Origin of the sequence: Streptococcus sp. D2 (assembly GCF_006385825.1) — a bacterium.
GTDB classification, from domain to species: Bacteria; Bacillota; Bacilli; order Lactobacillales; family Streptococcaceae; genus Streptococcus; species Streptococcus shenyangsis.
This window is the reverse complement of sequence record NZ_VFSI01000003.1, coordinates 40,286-66,653: the sequence shown is the minus strand read 5'-3', so window position 1 is coordinate 66,653 and position 26,368 is coordinate 40,286. Positions and strand designations below refer to the sequence as shown.

The window sequence follows — 26,368 nt, the reverse complement described above, 5'->3', positions numbered from 1 at the left end:
AATCTTTTAGATTTCCACTTCTTCCAAGTCTTTGACCACATGGACATTTTCAAAAACACTAGCAGCGTCTTTTTTGAGCTTGCTGATATCCTTTGAGAGGAAACGGGCACTGATATGGTTGAGCAAGAGGCGTTTAGCACCTGCTTCTACTGCGACCTGCGCTGCCTGCATGTTGGTTGAGTGACCATGGTTACGAGCAATCTTTTCATCACCCTTGCCATAAGTAGATTCATGGACAAGGACATCAGCATTGACAGCTAGACGCACACTGGCATCCGTTTTTCGAGTGTCTCCTAAAATAGTGATAATTTTACCTGGACGGGGAGCTGAGATATAGTCTGTTGCCTTGATTTCAGTACCGTCTTCAAGAACAACGTCCTGACCGTTTTTGATTTTCCCAAAAAGCGGGCCAAATGGGACACCAGCAGACTTGAGTTTTTCAGCATCTAGCGTTCCTTCTAGGTCCTTTTGCATGACACGATAACCAACACAAAAAATAGTGTGGTCCAACTCTTCCGCATACACCGTGAATTTATCTGTTTCAAGAATTTTCCCTAGAGAATCTTGGTCAAATTCATGGAAATGAATCTTATAGGGCAGGCGTGAACCTGACACTCGTAGACTGGTCAATACAAAAGATTTGATGCCTTGAGGTCCATAGATTTCCAAATCTGTCTGCTCTTCATTGGCCTGAAAGGCACGACTAGAAAGGAAACCAGGCAAGCCAAAAATGTGGTCGCCATGCAGATGGGTGATAAAGATTTTGCTGACCTTACGTGGTCGAATCGTGGTCTCTAGAATGCGATTTTGCGTTCCTTCTCCACAGTCAAAGAGCCAAACTTCGTTAATCTCATCCAAAAGTTTCAGAGCGAGACTTGAAACATTGCGGGCTTTAGAGGGCTGACCAGCCCCCGTTCCTAAAAATTGAATATCCATTCGATACTTTCTAATTAATCAATATATAACATAGCTGTGCGGTTTTCCGATCGGAAATAGCGCTTGCCAGAAAAAGCTGTGGCTTCTTGCAGTAAATCCTCTTGGCTGTAGCCTTTAAGACGTTTGTGACCATCAGCCAAGCTTTCCAAATCAGTCAAAGCTGTCAGACTTTCCACGCTAACAACTTCCTCATCTACAACAGCCTTCATGTAAATCTTACCAGACTCTTCAAAGACCAGTTGATGGGGGAAAATTTGCGCAATTTCAAAAAGCAAGTCATCCGAAATTTTCTCTTCATTTTCAGAGAAAATCCGACCCAGTCCCTCACTCTCATAACAAAAACCAAAGGATTTACCAGACAGATTAAGACGAATAAAAGGTTTGTTTTCGAGAGTGAAACTTGGCTCAACATTGTAGAAATTCAGTTCCTGACTGAGTTCCGCAAAATAATCCGTCGCTGCTTCAGGACTCTTTTTCTGGTAGAGTTCTGCAAAGTAGGCATTGACCACGCTAGGTGGAGGAGTGATCAGTGCCAACTGCTCTTGCTCTGTTTTACCAGCTAGAAGTTGATCCAGATAGACCTTATCCAGACTTGTATAACCTCCATACTTTAGAGCTAAAGTTTTAATATCAGTCATAAAATTCTTCTAACCTCCATTTGTTTTTCTCAGAAATATAGCCTCTAATGACTTCTCCGTCCTCCTGATAATCACGTTCTTCCAAAATCGCAACACTTTCTAAATCATGAATCTTGTAGGACTTAGAAAAAGGCACGCGCAGAGTAAAAGATTCAAAAATATCCTTGATTTTCTCTAAAAATAGTGCCTGCAAATTCTCACGACTATCCTCAGCCTTGGCAGAAATGAGGGCATAAGGCGTTTGGGTCGGCGTAAAATCCTCCACCAAATCCGCTTTATTATAAAGGGTCAGGCGAGGAATATCCTCCATGTCCAAGTCTTTCATGATGGAAAGAACTGTTTTCTCATGTTCCTCGTGGTAAGGATTGCTGGCATCAATGACATGAACCAGAAGGTCCACATTCTTGCTTTCTTCCAAGGTTGATTTGAAACTAGACACCAACTCTGTCGGCAAATCTTGGATGAAGCCCACGGTATCTGTCAAAGTTACCTGAAGATTGCCCCCTAGATGAATACTCTTAGTCGTCGCATCCAGAGTCGCAAAGAGCTCGTCAGCCTCATACTGGGTCTTACTGGTCAAAGTGTTCATGATAGTTGATTTCCCAGCATTGGTGTAACCAATCAAACCAATCTTAAAGGTGCTAGACTCCAGACGTTTTTCTCTGACAGTCGCCCGATTCTTCTCAACCACCTTGAGCTGACGCTCTATATCTGTGATTTGATTGCGAACACTACGACGGTTCAGCTCCAGCTGGCTTTCACCAGGTCCACGGGAACCAATTCCCCCTGCCTGACGACTGAGCATAATACCTTGACCGACTAGACGAGGTAGGAGGTACTTGAGCTGAGCTAGGTGGACTTGAAGTTTGCCTTCATGGCTTCGAGCCCGCATGGCAAAGATATCCAAAATCAACTGCATACGGTCAATGACCTTGACACCCAAAACTTCCTCTATATTGACATTTTGCCGTGGAGTCAGACGGTTGTTAACGATGACAGTAGTAATCTCTTCTGCATCCACCATGAGCGCAATTTCTTCCAACTTACCAGAGCCGACAAAGGTCTTGGAGTCATACTTTTCACGTTTTTGTCTGTAGCTATCTACAACAACTGCCCCAGCTGTCTTAGCCAGACTGGCCAACTCTTCCATGGAGACGTCAAAATTATCCATGCCTTGTAGCTCAACACCAATTAGCAGGACTCGCTCCTCTTTTTTCTCCGTATCAATCATCTAAAAACTCCTCTATCTGGCTTAAAATGCGATCTTTTACACCAGACTCTCCGATCTGATAAAAGGTGACCTGCATGCGATTACGGAACCAGGTCAGCTGACGCTTGGCAAAACGACGGGTAGCCTGTTTGAGACTCTCACTGGCTTCTTCCAAGGTCTGCTCTCCGCGAAAATAGGGGAAGAGTTCCTTGTAACCAATTCCTTTAGCAGCCTGCACATCTGGATAATGGTCAAAGAGCCACTTAGCCTCATCCAAAAGCCCAGCCTCAAACATCAGGTCCACTCTGTTATTGATACGCTCATATAATTGACTGCGCTCATCATCCAAGCAGATAATCAATGGTTCATACAAGGTCTCTTGATTTTCCAAATTCTGACCAAAATGGGCAATTTCCAAGGCACGCATCGCACGACGACGATTAAACTGGGGAATTTCAAGACCTGCTTGGTCCACAAGATGAGCTAATTCCTCATCTGTATAAGGCTCTAAACTAGCTCGATAGTCCAAAATCTCCTCATGGGGGGTCTCTCCACCCAGATGGTAGCCTTCTAACAAGCTCTGGATATAAAGCCCAGTTCCACCAGCGATAATGGCTAGCTTACCACGGCTGTGAATATCTTCAATAGCCATCTTAGCTTCTGAAACAAAATCAAAAGCCGAGTAAGACTCGGTTACCTCTCTAACATCGATTAAATGATGGGGAACAGCTGCCTGCTCTTCTGGACTAGCCTTAGCCGTCCCAATATCAAGTCCTCGATAGACTTGCTGGCTATCTCCACTAACCACTTCGCCATTAAAACGCTTGGCCACTTCAATGGCAAGGGCTGTTTTTCCAACAGCAGTCGGTCCAACAATCACAATTATTTTTGTTTTCATCTTTTTTCCTTGAAAAATTCCCATTTTTTCGTTACTATTATTATAACACAAAAAGGTCAGTCAGAAAAATGTGACCTCTTGAGGAGGCTGGCTGATTGAGAATATAAAGGAGGAAGACTCATGGCTAAAGGATTCGCTAAAGGTCTTGTAACAGGTGTCGCAGGAACTGTCGCTGCACTTGCAGGTGCAGTATACGCATTTAAAAAGAAAGTAATCGAACCAGAAGAGCAAAAAGCAGCTTTCATCGAAGAAAACCGTAAAAAAGCAGCTCGTCGTCGCGTATCACGTTAAGCAACAAAAGAAGTTGGGATTTATTTCTCAACTTCTTTTTCCTATTCTTTTAAATAGCTAAGTCAAACTTCAACTGCGGCTTAACAGGGTCATAATCCACCAACTCAAAATCTTCTGCTTTAATATCAAAGAAATTGGTCCCATCTGGAACATTCAAGACCAAACGTGGTTGACAGTTTGAAGGCTCACGACGAAGCAATTCCTGAGCTTGTTCAAATTGATTGTCATAGATATGGAGGTTGTTGATGAAGTAGAAGAACTTCCCAACCTTCCAGCCAAAATGCTTGGCAATCATCATTTGAAGAGCCACATACTGCATAGCATTGATGTGGTGGGCCACCAGCATATCATTCGAGCGCTGGGTCAAAGTCGCATCCAGATAGATTTCCCCATCTACACGACGGACATCAAACATGGTCTGAAAGGCGCATGGAAGAAGGCCGTCTGTCTCCTCAAAAGCTTGGTAATCCCAAAGGGAGATGATATTGCGACGGTTCCAAGGGTTAACTTCCAACTGTTTGAGAAGCTTGTTGATGATGTCGTGTTTCTTAACAACAGCCCCATAGCGCTCACCAATGGTTCCTGTATCTCCCACTTCCCAGTCATTCCAATAATGAACATTGTACTTGTCATTAAGCACTTCTAGGCTGTTGGACTGGTCTTGGTAAATCCAGAGCAATTCCTTGATGGCGGATTTGATGGCAATGGGACGCAAGGTCGTGATGGGGAATTCCCCTTTTGCCAAGTCATACTCGGCAAAAGCACCCGTTACATACTTAGAGTTAGCCACTGTTCCATCCTTGTACTTAGGACGAGCTTGCTCGGAAAACACACCCTCATTCAAGATTCGCTCGATATTTTCTTTAAAAATCGTGTCTGCTTTTGTCATTTACTCTCACCTCAATTATTGTCTTAACTAGTATAGCATAAAAAAAGAAAGGAGGAAAATCACTCGCTTACAGAAAGCAATTTTCTCCTTTTTATGTTTATTTATTGCAAGACAAGTGATGCAGCACCAATCACTCCAGCATCATTTCCTAGAGTTGCAAGAGCCAATTTAGTTGTTGTGCGTACTTGTGGGAAGGTATTTTCGTCGTAAACCTTTTGAACACCTTGTAGAAGGAATTCTCCTGCAGCTGACACACCGCCACCGATAACAATTGTTGATGGGTTTAGGATCGAGCCAATGTTGGCACATGCAATACCCAAGTAACGTGAGAAGTTACGGTAAACGATCAAGGCAAGATCGTCTCCTTCTTTTGCAAGGTCAAAGACAGTCTTAGCAGTTACTTCTTCTCCATTATCAATCAAGCGTTTCAAGGCTGCATCGCCTTCGTATTCATCGGCATAACGACGAGTCAAGTTGACAATACCTGTTGCTGAAGCAACTGTCTCAAGGCAACCTTTCTTACCGCAAGTACATGCGATTGGTTGGTCAAAATCAACAGTGATGTGGCCAAGCTCACCTGCTGCACCAGCCACACCGTGAAGCAATTTGCCTTCTGCGACGATACCACCACCAACACCTGTACCAAGTGTCATAAAGACAACGTCTGGTTGGTTATCACCAGCCCCCATCCAGCGCTCACCAAGAGCTGCCACGTTAGCATCATTATCGATGAAGAATGGAATGCCCAAGGCTTTTTCCATTTTTTCTTTGATTGGTTGAAGGGTTTTCCAGTTTAGGTTGTAGGCACCAATAACTGTTCCTTTTTCACGGTCAACCACACCTGGTGATCCCATTCCAATACCTTGGAAGTCTGCTGCTGCCAATCCAAGCAAGTCCAAACGATGTTGAATAGACTCAATCATATCATCAACGATATGACTTCCCTCATCCAAAATATTAGTCTTGATAGACCATTTTTCTTGGATTTCTCCTGCTGTTGTCAAGATTGCAAATTTGATAGAAGTTCCACCAAGGTCAATCCCAATAATCTTTTGACTCATCATATTCTCCTTTTTCATTATGAATTAATTGAAAATGCTTACAGTATTAGTATAACAAAAACTAATCGTTTATGCAAAGGTTTGCATTAACTTTCTAGATTTTATTCCAACTTATGGTTTCCAGAGACCTGAGGCATCTACATAGTAGCGACCTCCATCAACTCGCTCATTTTTAGCCATTTTGCCATCTGATTTCAAATAGTAGTTTCCTTGCCATGCATTGCGAGCATAAGAACCATCTGATTTCAAGTAATACCAGGCTTGATAAGAAGAGTCATAAACCCACTCACCTTGTGCCATTTTACCGTTTGACTTAAGGTAGTAAGCTCCTTGCCATGCATTCTTTGCATAAGAACCATCTGATTTCAAATAATACCAAGCTTGATAAGAAGAGTCATAAATCCATTCGCTCTGTGCCATTTTACCATCGGCTTTAAGGTAATAGCTTCCCTGCCAAGCATTTTTCACTAGATTTCCATTTCCATTAAAATAGTACCAAGCACCGTTCTGCTTAACCCAACCACTTGCTGTGGATGAATTTGTATCAGTTTGAGTTGTAGCCGCTTGTTTTGCTTTAAAAGCACCCTTAGGAGCACTTTTCAATTCGCAAGCCACACCATCATGATCACGGTCTAACTTGGCAGAATATCCTGGTTCTCCCTCGTGAATATCCGAGTATCCATTCGCCCAAGCTTCCTTACAACTAGAAAAATGAACGTTTTCTTCTGCTAACACAGGTTGTGAAAACAAGGCTAAAGCTGGCAGGGTAGCCAGACTCATTTTTAAAAATAGACGTTTGTTCATTTCTTTCTCCCATAATTATGATATCGTTTTCAATATTATTTTATCAAACTTATTTCAGCAATTCAAGAGTCTTTGTAAGCCTATCCTTCGTTTTATTCCGAACTTCTTTCCAACTCTCTGCTGACTGCCCTAACCCGTGTAAAAATATCAGTTTCACCTAGTTTTCCTCAAGTCTTAATTCATACAAACCTCTCACTGCATTACAGCCGTAAATAGCTTCCGCTCGGGCTAAGTCTTTTAAAGTCAAGACTTTCTCTTCTACCTGTCCTGTTTCCAGCAAGTGCTGACGATAAATTCCTGGTAAGATACCAAGTCTGATAGGCGGTGTGTAGAGTTTACCAGAGATTTTCAAAACCAAATTTCCGATAGAGGTTTCAAGCAGTTCTCCTGACTTATTGTGGTAAATCTTCTCTTGTTCCCCTAGGTTCAAATGCGGTCTGTGAGTGGTTTTGAAGTAGGTAAAGGCTTGCTGCAAATTGGCTTCCTGAAGGCAGAGTTGGACCTGACAAAAGCTTGTACTAAGGGGTGTTAATACTTGGCGATCGACTTCTATCTCTCCAGACTTGCTGAGAGAAATTCGCAAGCGGTAATCTTGATTAGCATCACAAGCCTGACACTCTTCCTCTATCTTTTGTCTTAAGTCTTCTGCATCAAAAGGAAAGGCAAAATATCGACTAGCTTTTCTCAGCCTTTCTATATGTTGATTCTCAAACAACAAGTTCTTCTGGCTGATTTTCCCTGTAGTAATCAGTTTGAAACGAGCTTGTTTACGATAAAGAACGGCTGCCTTTTGATGAACCTCGCGGTATTCAGATTCCCAAGTGCTATCCCATGTAATGCCTCCGCCAACTCCATAGATGGCTTTCCCTTGATACAGTTGAATGGTCCGAATGGCGACATTGAAAATCCGTCGTCCATTTGGAAGCAAGAGACCAATGGTTCCACAGTAGACTCCACGCGGTTGTGGTTCCAAGTCCTTAATGATTTCCATAGTCGCAATTTTCGGTGCGCCCGTTATGGAACCACAAGGAAAGAGAGAGCGAAAAATGGTAACCAAATCCACATCCTCTCGCAACTGACTCTTGATGGTCGAAGTCATCTGCCAGACAGTCGAATATTGCTCCACTTGACACAAACGCTCCACATGCTCACTTCCCACTTCAGAAATACGGTTCATATCGTTGCGCAAGAGGTCCACAATCATCATATTTTCAGAGCGATTTTTGGGATCCTGCTCTAACCAACTGGCCTGCTCCAAGTCTTCTTGGTCAGTCATGCCACGCTGAGTCGTTCCCTTCATTGGTCGCGTTGTCAACTCACGGTCATTTTGCTCAAAAAAGAGTTCTGGACTCATGGAAATCACTGCCATCTCGTCATGTTCAACATAGGCATTGTAGCCCGCCTCCTGCTCTACCACCATGCGATTGTAGATGGCAAAAGGATTAGCGCTTAAATCTTGCTTGAGTTGGACGGTATAGTTGACCTGATAGGTGTCTCCCTGCCGCAAATGATGGTGAATCTGAGCAATAGCCTTTTCATAGTTTGCTGCAGACGTTACTTCCTGCCAATCAGACGGCAAATTAACCTCGTCATAAATCAGAGGAATAAGGGATGTTTCCACCCTATCATGAACAGTAAAGTAAAGCAAATACTCGTCCAATAAAGGAGCCTTGTGAACTGCTAATTTCTCCTCAAAAGCAGGTGCAGCCTCGTAGCTGACATAGCCCACCACATAGTAGCCCTGCTCTTGGTAGCTTTCCACTTGTGCCAATAAGGCTGTTACTTCTGCTACATTTCTCGTTTTCAACTCTTTAATGGGCTGGGTAAAGATGTATCTCTCCCCCAAAGCCCTAAAATCAATCACTGTTTTTCTATGCATACCTTAAGTATAGCACAAAATAAGAAAACCCTCATCCGCAAAGCAGATGAGAGAGTTCAATTATTTAAAGATTGAAGTTTTAAAGCTGTTTGTTTGTTGAAGAAGTTTCTTGAAGAGCTTCTCTTTAAGTGATACGGTATTATCAAATTTAACTGAGCCATTATTAAGAGTTGCTTTATCTTTATCAACAGCTGCAGCAAATGCTTGTTTTAATTCATCGTAACTATTATAAGTTGTTCCATCGATTTCAACAGCATTAAATCCTGCTTTAGCCTTATCAACAACTTCTTTGAAGTATGCTTTCTTCCAATCTTCTAGAGTATTAAATTTACCATCAGAAACTTTCTTAATGATAAAGTCATCACCTAGAGTAGCATGACCAGCTTTTTTAGACTCATTTTTCAACATGTTAGAAGCATAATTTAGGAAGCCTTTCTCATATCCAAAGTAACCCCACATACGGAAGGTGTTATGTTTGAATGACATTGCTCCTGGAGCTCCTTCACTTGTATTACCACCATAGATACCAGCAGTGATAGGCACCGTTACATAGGCAGAGCCAAATCCAGTTGGGTCATAAGTACCATTACCAGGACCGTGCTTGGTCATGAAATTCTTGTCTACTAGATCGTTAACAGAAGTTAAGTTATATTCTTTTTCTTCTGCATTCAAATCACGAACCTCATCATACTGGTTCTTCGTATTAGCGTTACGTAATTTTTTATCCACTTTCTTGAACCAAGCACTATTTAAGGCTTTATCCTGTTTATCAAGAACGGCTTCACCTTCAAGGTAGTCAAGAAGCATGAGCGTATCATTGAAACCTTTCATGTAATGATCGATTTCAGCGCGAGAAGTGAGGTCGTTTGGATTAGTGTTATACCATTGATTTCCATCATTTGGACGTTCGTAGGCCATGTTCAATCCTAGTGCTTTAAAGTCACCGTTTGGACTTGTTTCAGCAGGTGATTGTAACATACCTTGTGCGAATGCCTCTAAATCAGTTCCTTCACGGTGTCTTGAACCACCTAAGTAAACCATACGGTCGTTTACGTGAGTCGTTTCGTGAGTAAATGCAGAGATACCAAAGTCACTAATCATATTGGTAACCATGAAGAAAACTGAATCATCTTTATAAGGATTACCGTAGATACGAGCTACAGCTCCCATACGCCAGTCAGTAGCATGGTAACGACCTGTTGGTCCGTACAATTCACGAACTGGAGCGACATCTTTACCGCTGTTAGTGTGACCGTATTTGTCAGTACCTTCTGGATAGTTTTGGTTATCTAGTACTGGTGTTGGTACCATGTTGTTGCTCTTAAGCAGTTGGTTACGAACTTTATCTAATGATAAACGAGACCAGAAGTCTAGATAATTTTGTTGAGCTTTTGCTACTTTATCGATTTCTTTCTTGAATGCTTCACGCTCTGCTGCTGTGTTCTTACCATATTTCTCAAATGAACTGTAAGCCATAGTGTTATATGTTGAGATTAAGAACATGTGAGCATCTTTTAAGTTAAGAAGTGGCAGAATCATCTTACCGTGAACATCATTATTTAATCCTTCGTATGCTCTGTGTTTCTTATCGGCAAATTCAGGAGTTGTTGTTTTTGGTTCAACGACATATACATTATCTTTAGTTGCTTTTATGAACCAATCGTTTAAGTCAGTATCACTTGTGAATAGACGCATGTTATAGTCTAAGAAACTGTTTAACTCACCTATACCGATAGTTCCACCGATAGTTTCGCGATAAGCTTCTAAAGTTCTATCACCTTTAATGTTACTTTCTTTAGAACCAATCTTAATCAAGAAGTCTAACACATTAACATTCTTACCGTAGAAATCAGGTTTGAATAGCATTAATTCTTTAATGTTAAAATCATCGAATTTAACGCCGTAGTAACGGTTGAGGTAAGACAAACCAAGAAGAACTGCTGCTTTGTTGTCATCGATTTTCTTAATCAAGGCACGTTTAGCGGCTTCATCTGTGTTAAGCTGGTGATCTTCATTTTCTACTAACTTCGTAACGAATTTAGTAAGATTATCTTTCACATACTTGAAGCTTTCTTCTAGGTACAAGTCCTTAATTGCATTGACTTTGTTACCACCAGTTCTACCCAAGTGTTGATAAATCGGGTCAGATTGCAATTCAACAGGGCTTAATTTGCTTTCGATAGCGCTGATTAAATCTGCACGATCTTTAACCACCATATTTGGTGTATAAACAACTTCACCAAGCTCAGCGACACTGTATTCTTTCACTTGTTTAACTTTAGATTCTTTCGGTGAAATTGTAAAGATGTCTTTTGTCTTATCTGCGTAGTGGACAAAAATATGGTCCGCATCTGTAAGGTCTGTGACAAAGGCATTGCCTTTCATCGCCGTAACAGACAAGACTTCTTTAGTCATTAATGGACTATTAGCTGCAAGCTTGTTCCCTTGGTTGACGATCCATTCTTTGTTATAGAATGGTTGAAGTTTTTCGATGTTACGGTAAGCAAGCTCACGAGATGCATCGTAGTCTTGAGTATCTTTGTAAGTGTCAGATTTTGGTTTTACATTATTTAGTGTGTCTGAAACAAGAGGATTGATAACATAATCATTAGCTGTAATTCCTAAAGTTGCAATTTTCTGGTCAGCTTCTTCTTGAGAAACTTCTTTAATTCGGTTAGAAACAGAGAATTTAAATGAACGCTTACCTGTACTTACATCTTTCACGATGAAGTTACGTTCTAATGCGTTATTTGAGAAATATCCACCATCTTCGTCAATATCTTTAGATCCATAGAACACTTCACCATTTTCAACTTTCATCATAGATACAGAGTCAGCAACTTTACCCCATGCCCAGTTTTTACTGATGAATCCACCTGTTTCAACAGGATCTTTTACTTTAATAGTTCCTTTTGTAACAGCATTACGTACAGCTCCGTATTTTCCGATTCCGTTAGGGTCGCCACTGTTGTCCGTTCTAGCAACAAGACCACCGATACGAGCTTTATTAGCTACCATATTAGCTTCTACATAAGCTTTATCTATATTACCTTTCCAAAGTTCTCCGGCAATTCCACCGAAATCCCAACCTCTGTTACCAACACCAGTAAGATTACCGATGAATGCAACATTTGTTAATTGAGCTCCAGTATCGCCTTTATTAATAATACCAGCAATTCCATCTCTACCGAGGATACTACCAGTTACTTTAATGTTTTCAACCGTAGCATTTTTGACAGTTCTAGCAAGAGCAGAAATATTGTCAATCCAAGGCATATTAATATCAACATTAGCCAAGTTAACATCTTTAACTGAACCACCTTCAATACCACCAAATAATTGACGAGACATATTGTGGATTGAATAACGTTGCCCGTCAACACTTGATAACTTACCTTTAAATGTACCAGGAACATACTCTTTATTTGGAGTTGGTACATTGGCTGCATTTAGATCTGCACCAAGTTTAAACTCACCGCTAGGATTAGCTTTCATATCTTTTACAAGCTCGTTGAAGTTGTAGTAAACATTACCTTCTTTGGCTTTTTGTTTTTCAAAGTAATGAACATACTCTTCGCTAAGTGTGTTTTCAGCATTACGTTGAATCAAATCAGGTGCTTTGGCAGTGACTTTGTATAAAGTTTTTCCGTCTTTTTCTACTTCTTCAATCTTGTCAACTGCAAGTCTTGTAACTTTGTTGTCGTGAGTTGTCACTCGTAGGTAAAGCGGAGCAACATCAGCTGGTTTTTCTGTCAGCAAACTAGTATCTGTTTCGTTACCGTCAGCGTCCACACTCATCAAGCTTGTTTCTTTGATGTTTTTTATTTCGACTTTTTTGAGGTCAATTCTTAGAGGTTCTTCTTTCAGAACTTCTTCCTCATCACCCTCACCACGGTCATAAACCATCTTAGTTTCAAGTTTATAATCCTTGTAGTACTGCAAATCTGTCAGGCTAGCTGTCAAGTTGTCAGGTGAAACACTCAAGGTTTTCACAATCTCATCACCTTTTTTCAGAGTTAGGGTGATAGATTTAATGGCCGCCTTACTTGGATTTTCTAGACTGTATTTAACATCTGAAGTACGCTTCAAATCTTTAGGTTCAACTGCTGTGATGGTCAATACTGGTTTTTCAAAACTCTTTGTACCACGTTTCAAAATTTTGTCTTGAGGTGCCTCAATGATTTCCTCTGTAACTTTTGGAGCGTCCTCTGTTTTAACTCCTTTGATGGTATTAAAGGTCTTGGTGATTTTTTTCTGACCTTCTTTCCCTTCTTGAGCTACAACTTCTAAGCCTTTTTTCAGTTGGTCATCTTCTTTAATAACTTCCTTAAATGGAATCTTTTCCAGACTTTCTTCTACAAGAGTTCCTTCAATTGGTTTTGTCCCACGACTTACCTGTTGGTCAACAGGTTCCTTGGTGACTTCTGTGCTAGTTGAAAGAACTTGATCAGTTTTAACACCTTCTATTGTTTTATAAGTTGTTTTAGTAACTTGACTTCCTTTTTCACCATTTCTTACGACAGTTTCTTCGTCCGTATACTTGGTTGGATCCTCAATCGTTTCAGTTTTGTAGTCTAAGTCTGTAGTTGATGTTTCAACAAGGGTTCCCTCAGTTACTTTATACTCAGGTAACTGTTCTTGTACAAGAGCTTGTCCTTCTTTACCTGCCTCTTGAGTTCCTTTAGACTCTACTGTAGCCTCTGGTAATTCGGGTTGGGTTAAGGACTGGCCTGCTTTGCCTTCCTCTTGTGTACCTTTGACCTCTACCGTAGCTTCTGGTAATGCAGGTTGGGTTAAAGATTGACCTTCCTTACCTGTTTCTTGAGTACCTTTGGCCTCTACCCTAGCTTCTGGCAATTCTGGTTGCGTTAAGGACTGACCTTCCTTGTCTGCCTCTTGGGTTCCTTTTACTGCGACTGTAGCTTCTGGCAATTCTGGTTGCGTTAAGGATTGGCCTTCCTTGCCTTCCTCTTGAGTGCCTTTGGCCTCTACCCTAGCTTCTGGCAATTCTGGTTGCGTTAAGGACTGACCTTCCTTGCCTGCCTCTTGGGTTCCTTTTACTGCGACTGTAGCTTCTGGCAATTCTGGTTGCGTTAAGGACTGACCTTCCTTGCCTGCCTCTTGGGTTCCTTTTACTGCGACTGTAGCTTCTGGCAATTCTGGTTGCGTTAAGGACTGACCTTCCTTACCTGCCTCTTGGGTACCTTTAGCCTCTACCCTAGCTTCTGGCAATTCTGGTTGCGTTAAGGATTGACCTTCCTTACCTGCCTCTTGGGTGCCTTTAGCCTCTACCCTAGCTTCTGGCAATTCTGGTTGCGTTAAGGACTGACCTTCCTTGCCTGTTTCTTGAGTGCCTTTGGCATCTACTGGAGCTTCTGGTAAGGCCGGTTGGATTAAAGAGTGACCTGCTTTTCCTTCTTCTTGGGTTCCTTTGGCATCTACTGGAGCTTCTGGTAAGGCCGGTTGCGTTAAGGCTTGGCCTGCTTTGCCTTCCTCTTGGGTTCCTTTTGCTTCGATTGGAGCCTCTGGTAAGCTTGGTTGCGTTAAAGATTGACCTTCCTTACCTTCCTCTTGCGTCCCTTTAGCTACTTGATGAGTTGGTTCAGCTTGTGGGTTTGGAGTAGGTTGCACCTCTTTCTTCGTTCCGACTGCAATAACCTGCGAAACAGGTTTTTGAACCACTTGGTCTTCGATGACTTCTCTAACTTCCTGACCATTAACCATCGATACTTTGGTTACAAGGCGACGCTTACCATTTACTCCAGCTGTGACGATACGAGTCTGTCCTTCTGCTAGATTCGCATCTAGGCTTGTGATCGTTTCAAACGGAATCTCCACCAAGCTCTCTTCCTGTCTAGTCTGAGGCTTCTCAGATGAAGCTGGTTTTGATGGATGGAGTTCTGCTTCCTTAAAGTAGCCAATGTATTCATAGCCATCAATATGGATAATCCCTTCAGCCAAACCTTCATGTGTAGAGGCTGAAATAGTTTGGTTATAAGAAAGTAATTCTTTATTTTCAAATGCAAATGTCCCGTAAGGTACAAAGGTGCTAGCTCCTAAAGAACCAATCAAAAGAACACCTAGAACCTCTTTGCGACCTTTTTTGGACACCAAAAAGACTGCTAGCGAGGCTGTTGCCAAACCAAGACCTGCCAAAGCTAGTTCCTTACTTCCTGTATAGGGAAGTTGTTGACTGGTAGTCGCCTTCTTACGATAAACTACATAAAGAATATCATCATCTTGAAATTCTGTAGGAACTTCATGGTGAATCAGGGCTTTTTCAGACTCGGTCAATTCCTGCTCCGCCAAATAACGGTAATGAACGCTATGAGCACCGCCAACTTCATTGGCTTGCACCTTATCCACTAAAAGGGGACTAGCACCAAAAAGGAAGGCCCCGATGGCTACAGGACCTACCCCAACAGTTAGTTTACGAATCGAATATTTGGTAATCTTTTCTAGTTGTTGTTTTGTTTTTCTCATTTTCACGACTTTCTAATAGAATCTTGCGGATAGTGCGCACGCGCACCTCCAATTAATTTTGGACGACTAGCCAACGCCGTTACGTGGGCATGACCAATCTCTCTCAAAAGAGGGCGAATCGGAACCTGAACATGCTTAACATGCATGCCAATTGCAGTGTCTCCGATATCCAATCCAGCATGAGCCTTGATAAATTCAACCTCAACTGGATCCTTCATAAACTTGAAGGCTGCCAACTGACCCGAACCTCCTGCATGAAGGGTAGGAAGGACACTGACGATTTCCAGACCAAACTGCTCTGCAACCTGACGTTCAACAACGAGAGCCCTATTGACATGTTCACAGCCTTGAACGGCTAGATGAATTCCTTTTTCCTCTAGGATATCTAGGATGGTCTTCACAATGATTTCGCCAATTTCTTGGCTGGATTCCTTGCCAATCTGACCACCTATCACCTCACTAGAAGAAAGGCCCAAAACAAAGATTGATCCCTGCTTCAAATTGGTCTTTTCTAATACATCTTTTACAATCTGGCTTGTTTCTCTTTGAATGTCTTTTTCCTTCATATTTGATACCTCTTTTGTCACTATCTATCATATCGTTTTTTCTGGTTTTTAGCAAGATGGACAACCTAGAAAGCTTGCCCAATTACGCATAAAACTCCCAGAATGAACTGGGAGTTAGCTAGTTTCTATTCTATTTATGTATATTTCAACCGTCGTCCCTTTTTTGGGGACAGAATCGATCTTCATTTGGTAATCTTCTCCAAAATGAAGTTTGAGCCGTTGGTCAACATTTTGAAGACCAACTCCTCCACGTTTAAGTTGACTTTGACTACTATCGCCCGCAGCTTGGAAACCAACGCCATCATCCTCAATGCGGATGATCAATCCTGAATCCTGTTTCTGGACAGTAATTTTAATATGACCCTGACCGTCTTTCTCCTTGATGCCATGGTAAAGAGCATTTTCTACAAGGGGTTGTAGGACCAGCTTGGGCAATACTAGATTATCAAAGGCAGGATTCTCCTCAATCTCATATTCCAGCTTATCTCCGTAACGTTGTTTCTGGATAAAGAGATATTGACGGACATGATTGATTTCGTCAGACAGGGAAATCAAGTCCTTACCTTGATTGAGCGCCAAGCGGAAATAGGTTGCCAAGGACTTGGTCACCTGCACCACTCGCTGACTGTCCTGAAATTCAGCCATCCAGATGATGGTATCCAAGGTATTATAGAGGAAATGGGGGTTAATCTGGCTCGACAGTGCTTGAAGTTGGTACTGACGGGTCGCTTCTTCCTGCCTGCGAATATCTGCCATGAGCTGATCAACCTGATCCAACATGGCATTGAACTGGCGAGTCACCTCTCTCAGTTCATAGGCACCAGCTTCCTTGGCACGAAGATTCTGATTACCAAAAGCAATTTCCAGCATGGTTTCTCTCAAATCCTTCAAAGGGGCAATCCAGCGTTTGAGACTGAACCAAACCAAGCAGAGACAGGCAAGAAGAGATGTGACACTGGCTCCAAGCAAGGTCCACATGAGTTGACTCCGAACCTGGTCTAACTTTTCCAATGATGACACGCCAAGCACCGTCCAATCAGTTCCTGCAATCTTTTCCTGACTGACGTAGGATTGATGGTCTAGCGTATAGCCCTGCCCCGTTTCAATATAGGGTTTCATGGCCTCCATTTCGCTAACTGAGCTATAGACTGTATGTTTAGGATGATAGACAAATTCATGGTTTTCATTGATGATAAAGGCAAAGCCCTGCTGACCTAACTGGAGTTGATTGAGATAGGCTTCCAAAGTTTCATAAGAAATATCCAAACGAAGCACACCCAGATTGGCTCCCTTTGCATCAAGAAGTTCCTGAGTAACAGAAATGACCCACTGACTGTCCGATTTACGAGCTGGGGTCAAAACTGGCTTAGCCCCCTGATGAATGGCCTTTTGGTACCAATCCTCAGCCATCATATCAGAGGAAGTTTTCATCTGTACAGTGTCATCAGTAGAAATGACCTGACCAGATTTGGTTACCAGTACCACCGTTTTCAAGTCCTTATCTGCCTTTAAGATGGTCAAAAACAGATTTTGGATTCCCTCAATCTTGTCTTGACTAGGATTCTCAGCATAGGCTAGGACATCCGTCTGCTGGGTCAAACTGGTCGAGGTGGTTTCTAATTTTTTGATATAAGACTGGATAAAGTGGCTAGTTTGGCTGATAGTCGTTTGACTATCGCCTTCAATGGTTGCCTCAATGGCTGATGAACTAGATCGATAATAGAAAGTCCCAACCAGAGCGAGGAGAATGAGAAAAACTAGAAAGATGGAAATAACCATTCTGACTAGGAGAGAAGAACGATTCATCAACCTTCTCCCTTCTTAAACTGACGAGGTGTCACACCCGCAATCTGTTTAAAGCGTTGGGTAAAGTAATTCATATCTTCAAAGCCAACCTTTTCTGCTATCTCGTAAATCTTCAGGTCTGTAGTTAAAAGCAAGAGCTTGGCTTGTTTGACACGTTCTCTCACCAGATAATCCTGAAAAGGCAGGCCCAACTCTTTCTTAATCAAAGAACTCAGATAAGTCGGACTAAAGCCCAAGTCACTGGCTAAAGACTTTAAACTAAATTGGCTATCAGCTAGATGAGACTGGATTTTCTGGGCTATGTTTCCTTCAAACTTATCAGTTAGTAAATCTTGTAACTGTTCTTCTTTCTCTTCCTTGTCCAATTTTTGCTTGATTTTCCCCAACATTTCCTCAATATCCTTACGAGAAAAGGGTTTGAGCAGGTAGTCATCCACACCGAGTTTGACAGCAGAAAGGGCATAATCAAAATCATCGTAACCTGTCAAAAAAACTAGATGAACCTGAGGATAGGTTTCTCGGACCAGACTGGCCAACTGGATGCCATTTAGCTGGGGCATGTTGATATCGGTTAAAACAATGTCTGGCACCTGCTTTTGAATCAGCTCCCAAGCCTGCCTTCCATTTTCAGCCTGACCGATGATTTCCATATCGTAGGCTGCTACATTGACCAGCTTGGTCAAGCCTTGTCTTACCAGATATTCATCTTCTACGATTAAGATTGTGTAGGTCATGCTCTGCTCCTTTGTCACTTACTAGTATCAGTATAGCAAAATTCTCCTCTAACTGCTTAGGAAAGGTTACTTAATCGACATAATCTAGTAAATAAGCATAGCCTTTTTCTTCCATTTGGTCTTTAGGAATAAAGCGGATGGAAAGACTATTGATACAGTAGCGCAAGCCCCCCTTGTCCTGTGGTCCATCCGTAAAGACATGGCCAAGGTGAGAATCTCCAACTCGGCTCCGCACTTCCATGCGCGTCATATTGTAGGACTTATCTTCCTTGTAGGTGGCAACATCTGGGCTGATGGGCTGGGTGAAACTAGGCCAACCACAACCAGACTCAAACTTGTCCTTTGATGAAAAGAGGGGTTCGCCAGTTGCTACATCCACATAGATACCAGATTCAAATTTATCCCAGTAGCGATTTGAAAAAGCTCGTTCTGTTTGATTTTTCTGGGTAACTGCATACTCCTCAGGTGACAGGGTCTTTTTCAATTCTTCATCACTTGGTTTGGGATATTTGCTGGCATCAATGACGGGATAGGCCGCCTGATTGACATTGATATGACAGTAGCCATTTGGATTTTTCTTGAGGTAGTCTTGGTGGTAATCCTCTGCCACTACAAAATTCTTCAAAGCCTCCTTTTCAACTGCTAGAGGTTGATTGTATTTCTTAGCCACCTCATCAAAGACTTGGTTAATCACCTCTAAATCCTTGTCATCTGTGTAATAAACGCCGGTACGATACTGGGTCCCCACATCATTTCCTTGTTTATTTTTGCTGGTTGGATTGATAATGCGGAAATAGTGAAGCAGGATTTCCTTGAGGGAAATTTGCTTGGCATCATAGGTGACATGAACAGTCTCCGCATGACCTGTTTGGTTAATCAATTCGTACTTGGTTGTTTCCCCTCTACCATTTGCATAGCCTGATACGGCATCTGTTACTCCAGGCACGCGTGAGAAATACTCCTCAACTCCCCAGAAACATCCCCCAGCTAGATAAATTTCGTGCAAGTCTGCATCTTTACTAATTTCTGTTTTTTTCACTGTTTTTCCTCCTTGGCTAACTGACGCTTTCTCAATTTGCGAGCTATCTGTCTGCCCTGCATTTCGCATCAATAGAAAATAGAAACCGGTTATGGCTAGGAAAAAGATTCCTGCCAAGACAAACAATTTTACTTTATCATTCATGACCTTTCTCTACCCCATTTCTTTCAATGTTTTTAAAATCATATCCTTATCCATAAAACCAGGTTGCGTTTTGACCAGCTTGCCTTCCTTGTCTATAAAGGCTTGAGTTGGGTAAGAACGGACACCATAACTTTCCAAGAGTTTACCTGATGGATCAATTAGGACTGGGAAATTTTTATAATCCAAGCCCTTGTACCAGTTCTTAAATTCTGCTTCAGCTTGTTCCCCCTTGTGTTCAGGAGACACTACTGTCAAAACTACATAGTCATCACCAGCATCCTTAGCAATTTCATCTGTATCTGGAAGACTGGCTAGACAGATGGAACACCAAGAAGCCCAGAATTTGAGATAGACTTTCTTACCCTTGTAATCAGATAAACGGTAAGTCTTGCCATCTACTCCCGTTAGTTCAAAATCAGCAACTGCCTGACCTTTAGTCGCAGTTTGCGAACTAACTTGTTCTGTTTTTGTTTGCTCCTTCATAGTAGATTCGTCTGACATATTTTTAGCCGAACAGGCTGCCAAACAACAGATTGAGCCTACTCCAAGTAGACATGTTTGCCATTTTTTCATTTCTTCTTCCTCTCTATTCAAATAATGTAGTCAAAATGGAAGCATTTCCCAAAAGCACTAAGATTCCCATCACAATAATGAGGAAACCACCCACTTTTTTGAGGGTTCCTAGATAAGGATGGAGTTTTCGAAAATGTTTCAAAACATAGCTGGAGGCTAGAGCTAGAACCAAAAATGGTAGCGCCAAACCCAGCGTGTAAATCAACATGAGACCAGCTCCCTGCCAAGCACCTGAACCACCTGAAGCCGCCAAGGCTAAAACAGAGCCAAGAACCGGCCCCACACAAGGCGTCCAAGCAAAACTAAAGGTCAAGCCCAGTAAAAATGCCTGACTATAGCCCTTACCCTTTTGCCCCTGTCTCTTTAATTTTATCCTTCTTTCCTTGTATAGTCCCTGAAAATGTAAGACTTCCATCTGGTGTAAGCCCAAGAGAATGATAACCGCACCCGTCACATACTGAAACCAAGAGGCATACAAAAGGTCTCCTAAAAAACCAGCACCATATCCCAGTAAGATAAAGATAAAAGAAATACCCGCTATAAAGGCCAGAGTTCGCAATAAACTGACAACTGAGATTGAAAATTTGCCACTAGAAGCCTGAGAACTATCTTTGTCATCCAGTAAGACCCCTGCATAAACCGGTAACAAGGGTAAGATACAAGGAGAAAAGAAGGAAAGAATTCCAGCAAGAAAAACACTGATAAAAAAGATTATATTATCCATTGCCTTCCTCCATTCTTTGATTTGATAGGACTATTATAGCCCCAAAACTCCAGAAAAAACAGGGACAATGATAGGGAAAAATAGGAATTTAATCAGGTAATACTTCAAAGAAATCAAAAAAACATGAGTAAAAGGGTAAGCTATCTTACGTTTTCGAGCCAACATCTAGTAAACTAAAAAACAGATTCTTCCATCTATCGCGGAAAAATCTGTCATTGATTTATTGATTTACAAAAACTCCAACCACGCTTTGCGAACCTCGTCTTTGCTGGTTTCTCTGTATTTTTTAGTTCCAAGAATGCCATTATTGTGAAGTTCTTACAATAGTGCCTCAAACTCAGCGACGGTCATGCCTAATTGCGCACTCGCAACCTCTGCTGTTAAAAGATGCTGGCGAACAAGATTTACTAACCCTTTTTTTAGTCCCTGTTCAATACCTTCTGCCCTAGCTGTTTCCAAGGCATAGTCCTGCGCTAACAAGGCTTGTTCTTCGCGTCTGCGTTGTTCACTAAACATTTTCCTGTCCTCCTCGGACCAGCTCTTATAGTCCAGCAGTTGGTCTGCCTGGCTGATGGCTCGCTCGGGTTCTTGGGTAAAGGGCTTGTTACCGAAAAACTCCAACCACGGCTTGCGAACCTCGTCTTTGCTGGTTTCTCTGTATTTTTTTAATTCCAAGAATGCCATCTTGACTAGATGGTTTTCCTGACCATTGTTGGTAATGGTTAAAACTTCACCTGTCGTGTCCTCTCGCATACTGAAGCTATGAAAAGCCAAATCATCTGAGAAATAATTACTATCTACAATAGCTATTGCGTAAACAGGTGCAATATGTTTGTAACTCTGGTGTGTATCACCTTCACGTTGGCGAATTTTTTCAAGATTTTGATTAACCTGACTGCACAGGTAAGCCCACAAACGATTAATGAAAAAATTCTGATGATGAACTTGGATTTCGATAATAACCTGCGTGCCATTATCCAACTCCGCTAAGACGTCTATACTGGTATAGAAATCCTGCGCCGAGTATGGCAGGGAAGGTAAGACATGAATGTTACTTCCCTCCAAAATAGTCACATTTTTTGCTGGTAAGTCCAGCATATCGCGAATAAATTGACAAGTGATTTCTGGATTGCTAAAGATTTTTTTAGCTACCAAATCATTAGTTGGGCTGATGCCCGGATGTCTGAGAATCATCCTTTTCCTCCTTTTATTATACCACAGTTTTATATTCAATGAAAATCAAAGAGCAAACTAGGAAACTAGCCGCAGGCTGTACTTGAGTACGGCAAGGCGACGTTGACGTTGTTTGAATTTGATTTTCGAAGAGTATTAAATCTAGTTTTACTAGATTCACTGACTCTATCTATTTATTCGGAAAAGAAAGGATAAATGAAAAAAATAAGAACAGCGGATAAGCAATAAATTTTAAGCTTAACAGTCTTCCCTACTTACCTGGTAATAAATAAGATCAGCAAGATAGCCTTTTCTCTCTACACCATTGGTAATAGTCTTGAGATAGGACATTCCAGCCTTCTCCATGACACGACCTGAAGCTGGATTGAGACTGGCATATCGTGCTCTAACTTTTTGAAAGCCTGCTTGAGTAAAACAAAAATCTAAGACAGTTTTTAAGGCCTCTGTCATCATACCATGACCCCAGTATTTCTTACCTAGCACATAGCCAATTTCACAAGAAGAATCGTTCTCATCCATTTCAACGATGCTGATATCCCCTATCACCTGCTCAGGATTTTCTTTGAGACAAATAGCCCATTTGTAATAGTTGAGATTTGTATAGGAGGCAACCCAGTTACGAATCGAATTTCGAGTCACCTCGACATCAGAATGGGGATTCCAAGTGACATAGGTCAGATTCTCAGCGGATGAAGCCCAATTCTGAAACACAGCTTCTGCATCACTCTCCACAAATCGTCTCAAAATCAAACGGTCTGTCTGCAAAATTTGCGTACCGATTGCTTTCATTATGTCGCCTCACTTTCTGATAGATGATTCGATGTCCAATCTCCATTGAAACTTGTTTTGCTTTTGAATCTCAAGACAATAAGCTAAAAAGGTCCCCTGGACCTTCCTAGCTTTCTTATTTCTAGGCTCAGGGTAAAAACCTCCACTGGAGGTTTTTACTCCCAAAAGTCATCAAATACGGTGATTGGTAGGTGGCGTTTATGTTGGCCTTTGTGCCACCAGTTTTCGATTCTTGTTTGAGCTTCTGGGCTGATTGTTTTTCCTTCTAGGTAATCATCAATCTCTTCATAAGTGACTCCAAGTGCAACTTCGTCAGCTAGGCCTGGTTTGTCTTCTTCTAGGTCTGCCGTTGGGATTTTTTCATAAAGGGCTGAATCTGCACCAAGTTCCTGCAAGAGTTGTCTTCCTTGACGCTTATTGAGGCGGTAAAGAGGGAGAATATCAGCACCCCCGTCACCAAACTTGGTAAAGAAACCTGTGATATTTTCCGCAGCATGGTCTGTTCCAATGACCGCTCCGCTATGGGAACCAGCAAGGGCATACTGAGCAATCATACGGCAACGAGCCTTAATATTGCCTTTGTTAAAGTCTGAAACAGAGCTTCCTGTCGCTTCAACTGCAGCTGTCATAGCATCTGCAGACTCCTTGATATTCACCACTAAACTGACATCTGGCTGGATGAAGGCTAGGGCTTTTTGAGCGTCTGCTTCATCAGCTTGTACTCCATAAGGCAGGCGGACAGCGATAAATTTGTAGCTATCATCGCCCGTCTCTGCTCGTAGTTCTTCCATAGCTAATTGAGCCAATCGACCTGCTAAGGTTGAATCTTGTCCCCCAGAAATCCCTAGTACAAATGTCTTTAGGAAGGAATGCTTTTTCAAGTATCTTTTTAAGAAATCAATGGAACGACGGATTTCTTCCTGGGCATCAATCACTGGTTTGACACCCAGTTGCTGAATAATAGTCTCTTGCAAACTCATTCTTCTTCTCCTTCACCAAGAGCTTCCTTACGCATTTTGTCTATCAAGTCCATCTTGTCTTGCCATACATCACGCGCCAAATCCACTGGATAGTGCTGCGGATTGAGCACACGCTTGTACTCATCCCAAAGCTTGTCAAATTCCTTACGAGCATAATCCTGAATCTCAGTCAAGCTAGGCAGGTTGTAAATCAATTTTCCGTCTTTGAAGATATCCACCAAGAGAGGAACAGCATCAAAATTACGAACGGTCTTCTTGATGTAGGTATAGGTCGGATGGAACATCTTGATTTCTGTCATGCTGGCAACATCTACGCCGTCATAAGTGATATAGTCTCCTTCTGACTTGCCTTTTTCACGACTGGTAATGCGCCACACCTGCTTCTTACCTGGCGTCGACACTTTTTCTGCATTATTAGACAGCTTGATGGTATTACGCATATTACCATTTTCATCTTCGATCGCAACAATCTTATAAACCGCCCCAAGAGCTGGTTGGTCATATGCTGTAATCAGCTTAGTACCTACTCCCCAAACATCAATCTTAGCGTGTTGCATTTTGAGGTTAAGGATGGTATTTTCATCAAGGTCATTTGATGCATAAATCTTAGCATCAGTAAATCCTGCCTCGTCCAGTTGTTGACGAACTTTTTTAGAAATATAGGCAATGTCTCCAGAGTCAATGCGGACACCAAGGAAATTAATCTTGTCACCAAGTTCACGCGCAACCTGAATAGCAGCTGGCACACCGATACGAAGGGTATCATAGGTATCCACAAGAAAGACACAATTTTTGTGGGTCGCAGCATAAGCCTTGAAAGCCTCATAATCGTTACCATAAACCTGTACCAAGGCATGGGCATGGGTCCCCAAGACAGGAATGTCAAAGAGTTTACCCGCACGCACGTTGCTAGTTCCATTAGCGCCACCAATCACCGCTGCGCGTGTTCCCCAGATAGCAGCATCCATTTCTTGTGCACGACGAGTCCCAAATTCCATCAGTGGTTCATCCGCAATGACCGAGCGAATACGAGCTGCCTTAGTCGCCACCAAGGTCTGGTAGTTGACAATATTCAAAAGAGCCGTTTCAACCAATTGACATTGGGCTAGAGGGCCTTCCACCTGTACAATCGGTTCATTGGCAAAGACCAAGTCCCCTTCTTGAGCAGAACGAACGGTCAACTCCAACTTGAAATTTCGAAGGTAATCCAAGAATTCCCCATGATAGCCAAGCGACTCTAAGTAGTCGATATCACTATCTGAAAAGCGCAAATCTTCAAGATACTTCACAATCCTTTCCAAACCAGCAAAAACCGCATAGCCATTATTGAACGGTTGCTGACGGAAATAGACCTCAAAAACCGCCTTTTTATTGTGAATCCCTTGGTCAAAGTAAACCTGCATCATGTTAATCTGGTACAAGTCCGTGTGCAATGTTAAACTATCATCTGGATACATACTTTTCCTACTTCCTTAGCTAGAAACCCATGAAAATTTTCAAGAACTTTCACATATTCCAATAAATTAGTACTATTATATCACATTTTAGCTGTATTGAGAAAAGAGCAACAAGCTATTCTCCACTCTCCAGTTCATCCATGTCTTGCTCAAATTTTTTCTGAGCCCATTCGCCATAGCTCTTAAGACCAAGATTGCCAATAAAGACCCAGGGAAGGTAAATGACATAAGTAATTGCCCAAGCAGATAGGTATTTAACGTTCAAAGGATTGTGCTGATAAATTTCTATGTTAAATTGATAATTCTGCAACATCAAAAGAGTCGTAATAGCGAGAGTTACCAGCAAACACCCTAAAATTGTAAAATGAAAACGACTATAGTAGTTCACACCCAAATCTCGAGCACGGCCGAAAAAGTAAAAAGTTCCAATAATGATAATGATGAGAATCATTCTCGGATTAAAAAGACTTGGTGCTAATACTGCAATCATATAAGATAAAAGCAAGAAAGCTATAGAGATATAGAAACTTTCAGCCCCCGCTTTATTCATCAGTTGTTCTTCTCTTTCGTCTAGTAATTGATAATAAAAAAATCTATTTTTCATCTTCTTCCTCCCAAACTTGCTGATTTCTGCGATTCAAGTATAGGATAACTCGGTCCATAGAATAACTCCCAACGAGATAGATGATAACTGCTAGAACCACTTTTAGGGAGTACTTCCAAGTCAATAGATTGACCAGTTCCTCGCGATTTCCTACGATATCAATCAATAAAATCACTATAGAAAATCCCAAAGCAGATAAAATTCTTTCTTTTCCAGTATTCTCAACAATATCTCGAATATCAATTCCTACATACATGCGGCGAATAATGGCATACAAACCGACTCCAATCAATAAAAGTAATTCTGGTAAATAGGATAGAAGCGTTAAATTAAAAATATAAACTTTGGCAAAAATTTCCAGTGCCAAAAATAGGTACATACCCAAGAGAATTTCTCCTGAAATATTTCCATCCAATTTTTCCGTACGTTCATCTTTGATAACAAGTTTTTTTCTATTTTTCATCTTCTTCCTCCCAAAATAGTTGGTCTAACGTTTTGCCTAAGCATCTGCATATGGACTGACAGAGCGAGAGACTAGGATTATATTTCCCTGCTTCTATCAAGCCGATAGTCTGCCTCGTAACACCCACAGCTTCTGCCAAATCACCTTGTGTCATATCAAGCTCCACACGAGCTAGTTTTAACTTTAAATTTTTAGCCACTAGCATC

At 41.7% G+C, this 26,368-nt stretch carries 22 protein-coding genes and 2 pseudogenes; 1 reads left to right on the top strand and 23 read right to left on the bottom strand.

The window, feature by feature from the left end:
- Positions 1-6: 6 nt before the first annotated feature.
- The 4 genes from rnz to miaA are packed head-to-tail and all read right to left on the bottom strand — an operon-like array spanning position 7 to position 3,682.
- On the bottom strand, positions 7-936 hold the full coding sequence (gene rnz, locus FJR73_RS02425; RefSeq protein ID WP_140833120.1) for a ribonuclease Z: 930 nt from the start codon (positions 934-936) through the stop codon (positions 7-9).
- Between the two features lie 14 nt (positions 937-950).
- Positions 951-1,574, bottom strand: a complete 624-nt coding sequence (locus tag FJR73_RS02420; RefSeq protein WP_140833118.1) for a cystathionine beta-lyase — start codon at positions 1,572-1,574, stop codon at positions 951-953.
- Positions 1,567-2,805: a GTPase HflX gene (hflX, locus tag FJR73_RS02415; RefSeq protein WP_140833116.1), complete on the bottom strand. Its 1,239-nt coding sequence runs from the start codon at positions 2,803-2,805 to the stop codon at positions 1,567-1,569. The genes FJR73_RS02420 and hflX overlap by 8 nt, the downstream gene beginning before the upstream one ends.
- Positions 2,798-3,682 carry a tRNA (adenosine(37)-N6)-dimethylallyltransferase MiaA gene (gene miaA, locus FJR73_RS02410; protein WP_140833114.1) on the bottom strand — a complete coding sequence of 295 codons (885 nt, stop codon included), beginning with the start codon at positions 3,680-3,682 and terminating at the stop codon, positions 2,798-2,800. The genes hflX and miaA overlap by 8 nt, the downstream gene beginning before the upstream one ends.
- A 120-nt stretch (positions 3,683-3,802) precedes the next feature.
- Between miaA and FJR73_RS02405 the strand changes: the two genes are divergently transcribed.
- Positions 3,803-3,973, top strand: a complete 171-nt coding sequence (locus FJR73_RS02405) for a DUF3042 family protein (protein ID WP_001051777.1) — start codon at positions 3,803-3,805, stop codon at positions 3,971-3,973.
- A gap of 49 nt (positions 3,974-4,022) precedes the next feature.
- Here the strand turns inward: FJR73_RS02405 and FJR73_RS02400 are convergent, their stop codons facing one another.
- The 19 genes and pseudogenes from FJR73_RS02400 to FJR73_RS02310 all read right to left on the bottom strand — a co-directional run bounded on the left by FJR73_RS02400 (position 4,023) and on the right by FJR73_RS02310 (position 26,361).
- A complete protein-coding gene (locus FJR73_RS02400) occupies positions 4,023-4,862 on the bottom strand; it encodes a thymidylate synthase (RefSeq protein WP_140833112.1) in 840 nt (279 codons plus the stop codon).
- A 101-nt stretch (positions 4,863-4,963) separates the two neighbouring features.
- A complete protein-coding gene (locus tag FJR73_RS02395; protein WP_140833110.1) occupies positions 4,964-5,923 on the bottom strand; it encodes an ROK family glucokinase in 960 nt (319 codons plus the stop codon).
- A 117-nt stretch (positions 5,924-6,040) separates the two neighbouring features.
- Positions 6,041-6,727 (bottom strand): annotated as a pseudogene (locus FJR73_RS02390) (excalibur calcium-binding domain-containing protein); the annotation flags it as partial.
- 58 nt (positions 6,728-6,785) lie between these two features.
- Positions 6,786-6,884, bottom strand: a pseudogene (locus FJR73_RS10320) (alpha/beta hydrolase); the annotation flags it as partial.
- A complete protein-coding gene (gene pabB / locus FJR73_RS02380) occupies positions 6,885-8,606 on the bottom strand; it encodes an aminodeoxychorismate synthase component I (protein ID WP_061759161.1) in 1,722 nt (573 codons plus the stop codon).
- Between the two features lie 60 nt (positions 8,607-8,666).
- The gene (locus tag FJR73_RS02375; RefSeq protein ID WP_140833108.1) at positions 8,667-15,089 is read right to left on the bottom strand and encodes a ZmpA/ZmpB/ZmpC family metallo-endopeptidase; all 6,423 of its coding nucleotides are present in this window, start codon (positions 15,087-15,089) and stop codon (positions 8,667-8,669) included.
- Positions 15,090-15,091: 2 nt separating this feature from the next.
- Complete coding sequence (locus FJR73_RS02370) at positions 15,092-15,655, bottom strand: TIGR01440 family protein (protein ID WP_061759378.1); 564 nt, start codon at positions 15,653-15,655, stop codon at positions 15,092-15,094.
- Between the two features lie 114 nt (positions 15,656-15,769).
- Positions 15,770-17,461, bottom strand: coding sequence for a sensor histidine kinase (locus tag FJR73_RS02365; protein ID WP_140833106.1), 1,692 nt, complete (start codon positions 17,459-17,461; stop codon positions 15,770-15,772).
- Positions 17,461-18,195, bottom strand: a complete 735-nt coding sequence (locus FJR73_RS02360; RefSeq protein WP_140833104.1) for a response regulator transcription factor — start codon at positions 18,193-18,195, stop codon at positions 17,461-17,463. Before FJR73_RS02360 ends, FJR73_RS02365 begins: the two co-directional genes overlap by 1 nt.
- Before the next feature lie 70 nt (positions 18,196-18,265).
- Positions 18,266-19,378, bottom strand: coding sequence for a peptide-methionine (R)-S-oxide reductase MsrB (gene msrB / locus FJR73_RS02355; RefSeq protein ID WP_140833102.1), 1,113 nt, complete (start codon positions 19,376-19,378; stop codon positions 18,266-18,268).
- 9 nt (positions 19,379-19,387) lie between these two features.
- Positions 19,388-19,951, bottom strand: coding sequence for a redoxin family protein (locus FJR73_RS02350; RefSeq protein WP_140833100.1), 564 nt, complete (start codon positions 19,949-19,951; stop codon positions 19,388-19,390).
- A 13-nt stretch (positions 19,952-19,964) separates the two neighbouring features.
- Positions 19,965-20,675 carry a thiol-disulfide oxidoreductase-associated membrane protein CcdA2 gene (ccdA2, locus tag FJR73_RS02345; RefSeq protein ID WP_140833098.1) on the bottom strand — a complete coding sequence of 237 codons (711 nt, stop codon included), beginning with the start codon at positions 20,673-20,675 and terminating at the stop codon, positions 19,965-19,967.
- A 318-nt stretch (positions 20,676-20,993) separates the two neighbouring features.
- Positions 20,994-21,869, bottom strand: coding sequence for an Rpn family recombination-promoting nuclease/putative transposase (locus FJR73_RS02340; protein WP_000603343.1), 876 nt, complete (start codon positions 21,867-21,869; stop codon positions 20,994-20,996).
- A 237-nt stretch (positions 21,870-22,106) separates the two neighbouring features.
- Entirely contained in the window at positions 22,107-22,658 is a 552-nt protein-coding gene (locus FJR73_RS02335) for a GNAT family N-acetyltransferase (RefSeq protein ID WP_140833096.1), read from the bottom strand.
- 155 nt (positions 22,659-22,813) lie between these two features.
- Positions 22,814-23,638, bottom strand: coding sequence for an ammonia-dependent NAD(+) synthetase (nadE, locus tag FJR73_RS02330; protein WP_140833094.1), 825 nt, complete (start codon positions 23,636-23,638; stop codon positions 22,814-22,816).
- Positions 23,635-25,095 (bottom strand): nicotinate phosphoribosyltransferase, encoded by a 1,461-nt coding sequence (locus FJR73_RS02325; protein WP_140833092.1) that lies wholly within the window; start codon positions 25,093-25,095, stop codon positions 23,635-23,637. Before FJR73_RS02325 ends, nadE begins: the two co-directional genes overlap by 4 nt.
- Before the next feature lie 115 nt (positions 25,096-25,210).
- Complete coding sequence (locus FJR73_RS02320; RefSeq protein ID WP_140833090.1) at positions 25,211-25,699, bottom strand: DUF6773 family protein; 489 nt, start codon at positions 25,697-25,699, stop codon at positions 25,211-25,213.
- Positions 25,689-26,162 carry a DUF6773 family protein gene (locus FJR73_RS02315; protein WP_000797309.1) on the bottom strand — a complete coding sequence of 158 codons (474 nt, stop codon included), beginning with the start codon at positions 26,160-26,162 and terminating at the stop codon, positions 25,689-25,691. Before FJR73_RS02315 ends, FJR73_RS02320 begins: the two co-directional genes overlap by 11 nt.
- Entirely contained in the window at positions 26,152-26,361 is a 210-nt protein-coding gene (locus FJR73_RS02310) for a helix-turn-helix transcriptional regulator (protein ID WP_001107501.1), read from the bottom strand. Before FJR73_RS02310 ends, FJR73_RS02315 begins: the two co-directional genes overlap by 11 nt.
- Positions 26,362-26,368: the final 7 nt, after the last annotated feature.

What these genes read in the sequence shown, in the direction of transcription:
- rnz (WP_140833120.1), bottom strand. Translation starts at nt 936, where the DNA reads ATGGATATTCAATTTTTAGGAACGGGGGCTGGTCAGCCCTCTAAAGCC.
- FJR73_RS02420 (WP_140833118.1), bottom strand. Translation starts at nt 1,574, where the DNA reads ATGACTGATATTAAAACTTTAGCTCTAAAGTATGGAGGTTATACAAGT.
- hflX (WP_140833116.1), bottom strand. Translation starts at nt 2,805, where the DNA reads ATGATTGATACGGAGAAAAAAGAGGAGCGAGTCCTGCTAATTGGTGTT.
- miaA (WP_140833114.1), bottom strand. Translation starts at nt 3,682, where the DNA reads ATGAAAACAAAAATAATTGTGATTGTTGGACCGACTGCTGTTGGAAAA.
- FJR73_RS02405 (WP_001051777.1), top strand. Translation starts at nt 3,803, where the DNA reads ATGGCTAAAGGATTCGCTAAAGGTCTTGTAACAGGTGTCGCAGGAACT.
- FJR73_RS02400 (WP_140833112.1), bottom strand. Translation starts at nt 4,862, where the DNA reads ATGACAAAAGCAGACACGATTTTTAAAGAAAATATCGAGCGAATCTTG.
- FJR73_RS02395 (WP_140833110.1), bottom strand. Translation starts at nt 5,923, where the DNA reads ATGAGTCAAAAGATTATTGGGATTGACCTTGGTGGAACTTCTATCAAA.
- pabB (WP_061759161.1), bottom strand. Translation starts at nt 8,606, where the DNA reads ATGCATAGAAAAACAGTGATTGATTTTAGGGCTTTGGGGGAGAGATAC.
- FJR73_RS02375 (WP_140833108.1), bottom strand. Translation starts at nt 15,089, where the DNA reads ATGAGAAAAACAAAACAACAACTAGAAAAGATTACCAAATATTCGATT.
- FJR73_RS02370 (WP_061759378.1), bottom strand. Translation starts at nt 15,655, where the DNA reads ATGAAGGAAAAAGACATTCAAAGAGAAACAAGCCAGATTGTAAAAGAT.
- FJR73_RS02365 (WP_140833106.1), bottom strand. Translation starts at nt 17,461, where the DNA reads ATGAATCGTTCTTCTCTCCTAGTCAGAATGGTTATTTCCATCTTTCTA.
- FJR73_RS02360 (WP_140833104.1), bottom strand. Translation starts at nt 18,195, where the DNA reads ATGACCTACACAATCTTAATCGTAGAAGATGAATATCTGGTAAGACAA.
- msrB (WP_140833102.1), bottom strand. Translation starts at nt 19,378, where the DNA reads ATGAATGATAAAGTAAAATTGTTTGTCTTGGCAGGAATCTTTTTCCTA.
- FJR73_RS02350 (WP_140833100.1), bottom strand. Translation starts at nt 19,951, where the DNA reads ATGAAAAAATGGCAAACATGTCTACTTGGAGTAGGCTCAATCTGTTGT.
- ccdA2 (WP_140833098.1), bottom strand. Translation starts at nt 20,675, where the DNA reads ATGGATAATATAATCTTTTTTATCAGTGTTTTTCTTGCTGGAATTCTT.
- FJR73_RS02340 (WP_000603343.1), bottom strand. Translation starts at nt 21,869, where the DNA reads ATGATTCTCAGACATCCGGGCATCAGCCCAACTAATGATTTGGTAGCT.
- FJR73_RS02335 (WP_140833096.1), bottom strand. Translation starts at nt 22,658, where the DNA reads ATGAAAGCAATCGGTACGCAAATTTTGCAGACAGACCGTTTGATTTTG.
- nadE (WP_140833094.1), bottom strand. Translation starts at nt 23,638, where the DNA reads ATGAGTTTGCAAGAGACTATTATTCAGCAACTGGGTGTCAAACCAGTG.
- FJR73_RS02325 (WP_140833092.1), bottom strand. Translation starts at nt 25,095, where the DNA reads ATGTATCCAGATGATAGTTTAACATTGCACACGGACTTGTACCAGATT.
- FJR73_RS02320 (WP_140833090.1), bottom strand. Translation starts at nt 25,699, where the DNA reads ATGAAAAATAGATTTTTTTATTATCAATTACTAGACGAAAGAGAAGAA.
- FJR73_RS02315 (WP_000797309.1), bottom strand. Translation starts at nt 26,162, where the DNA reads ATGAAAAATAGAAAAAAACTTGTTATCAAAGATGAACGTACGGAAAAA.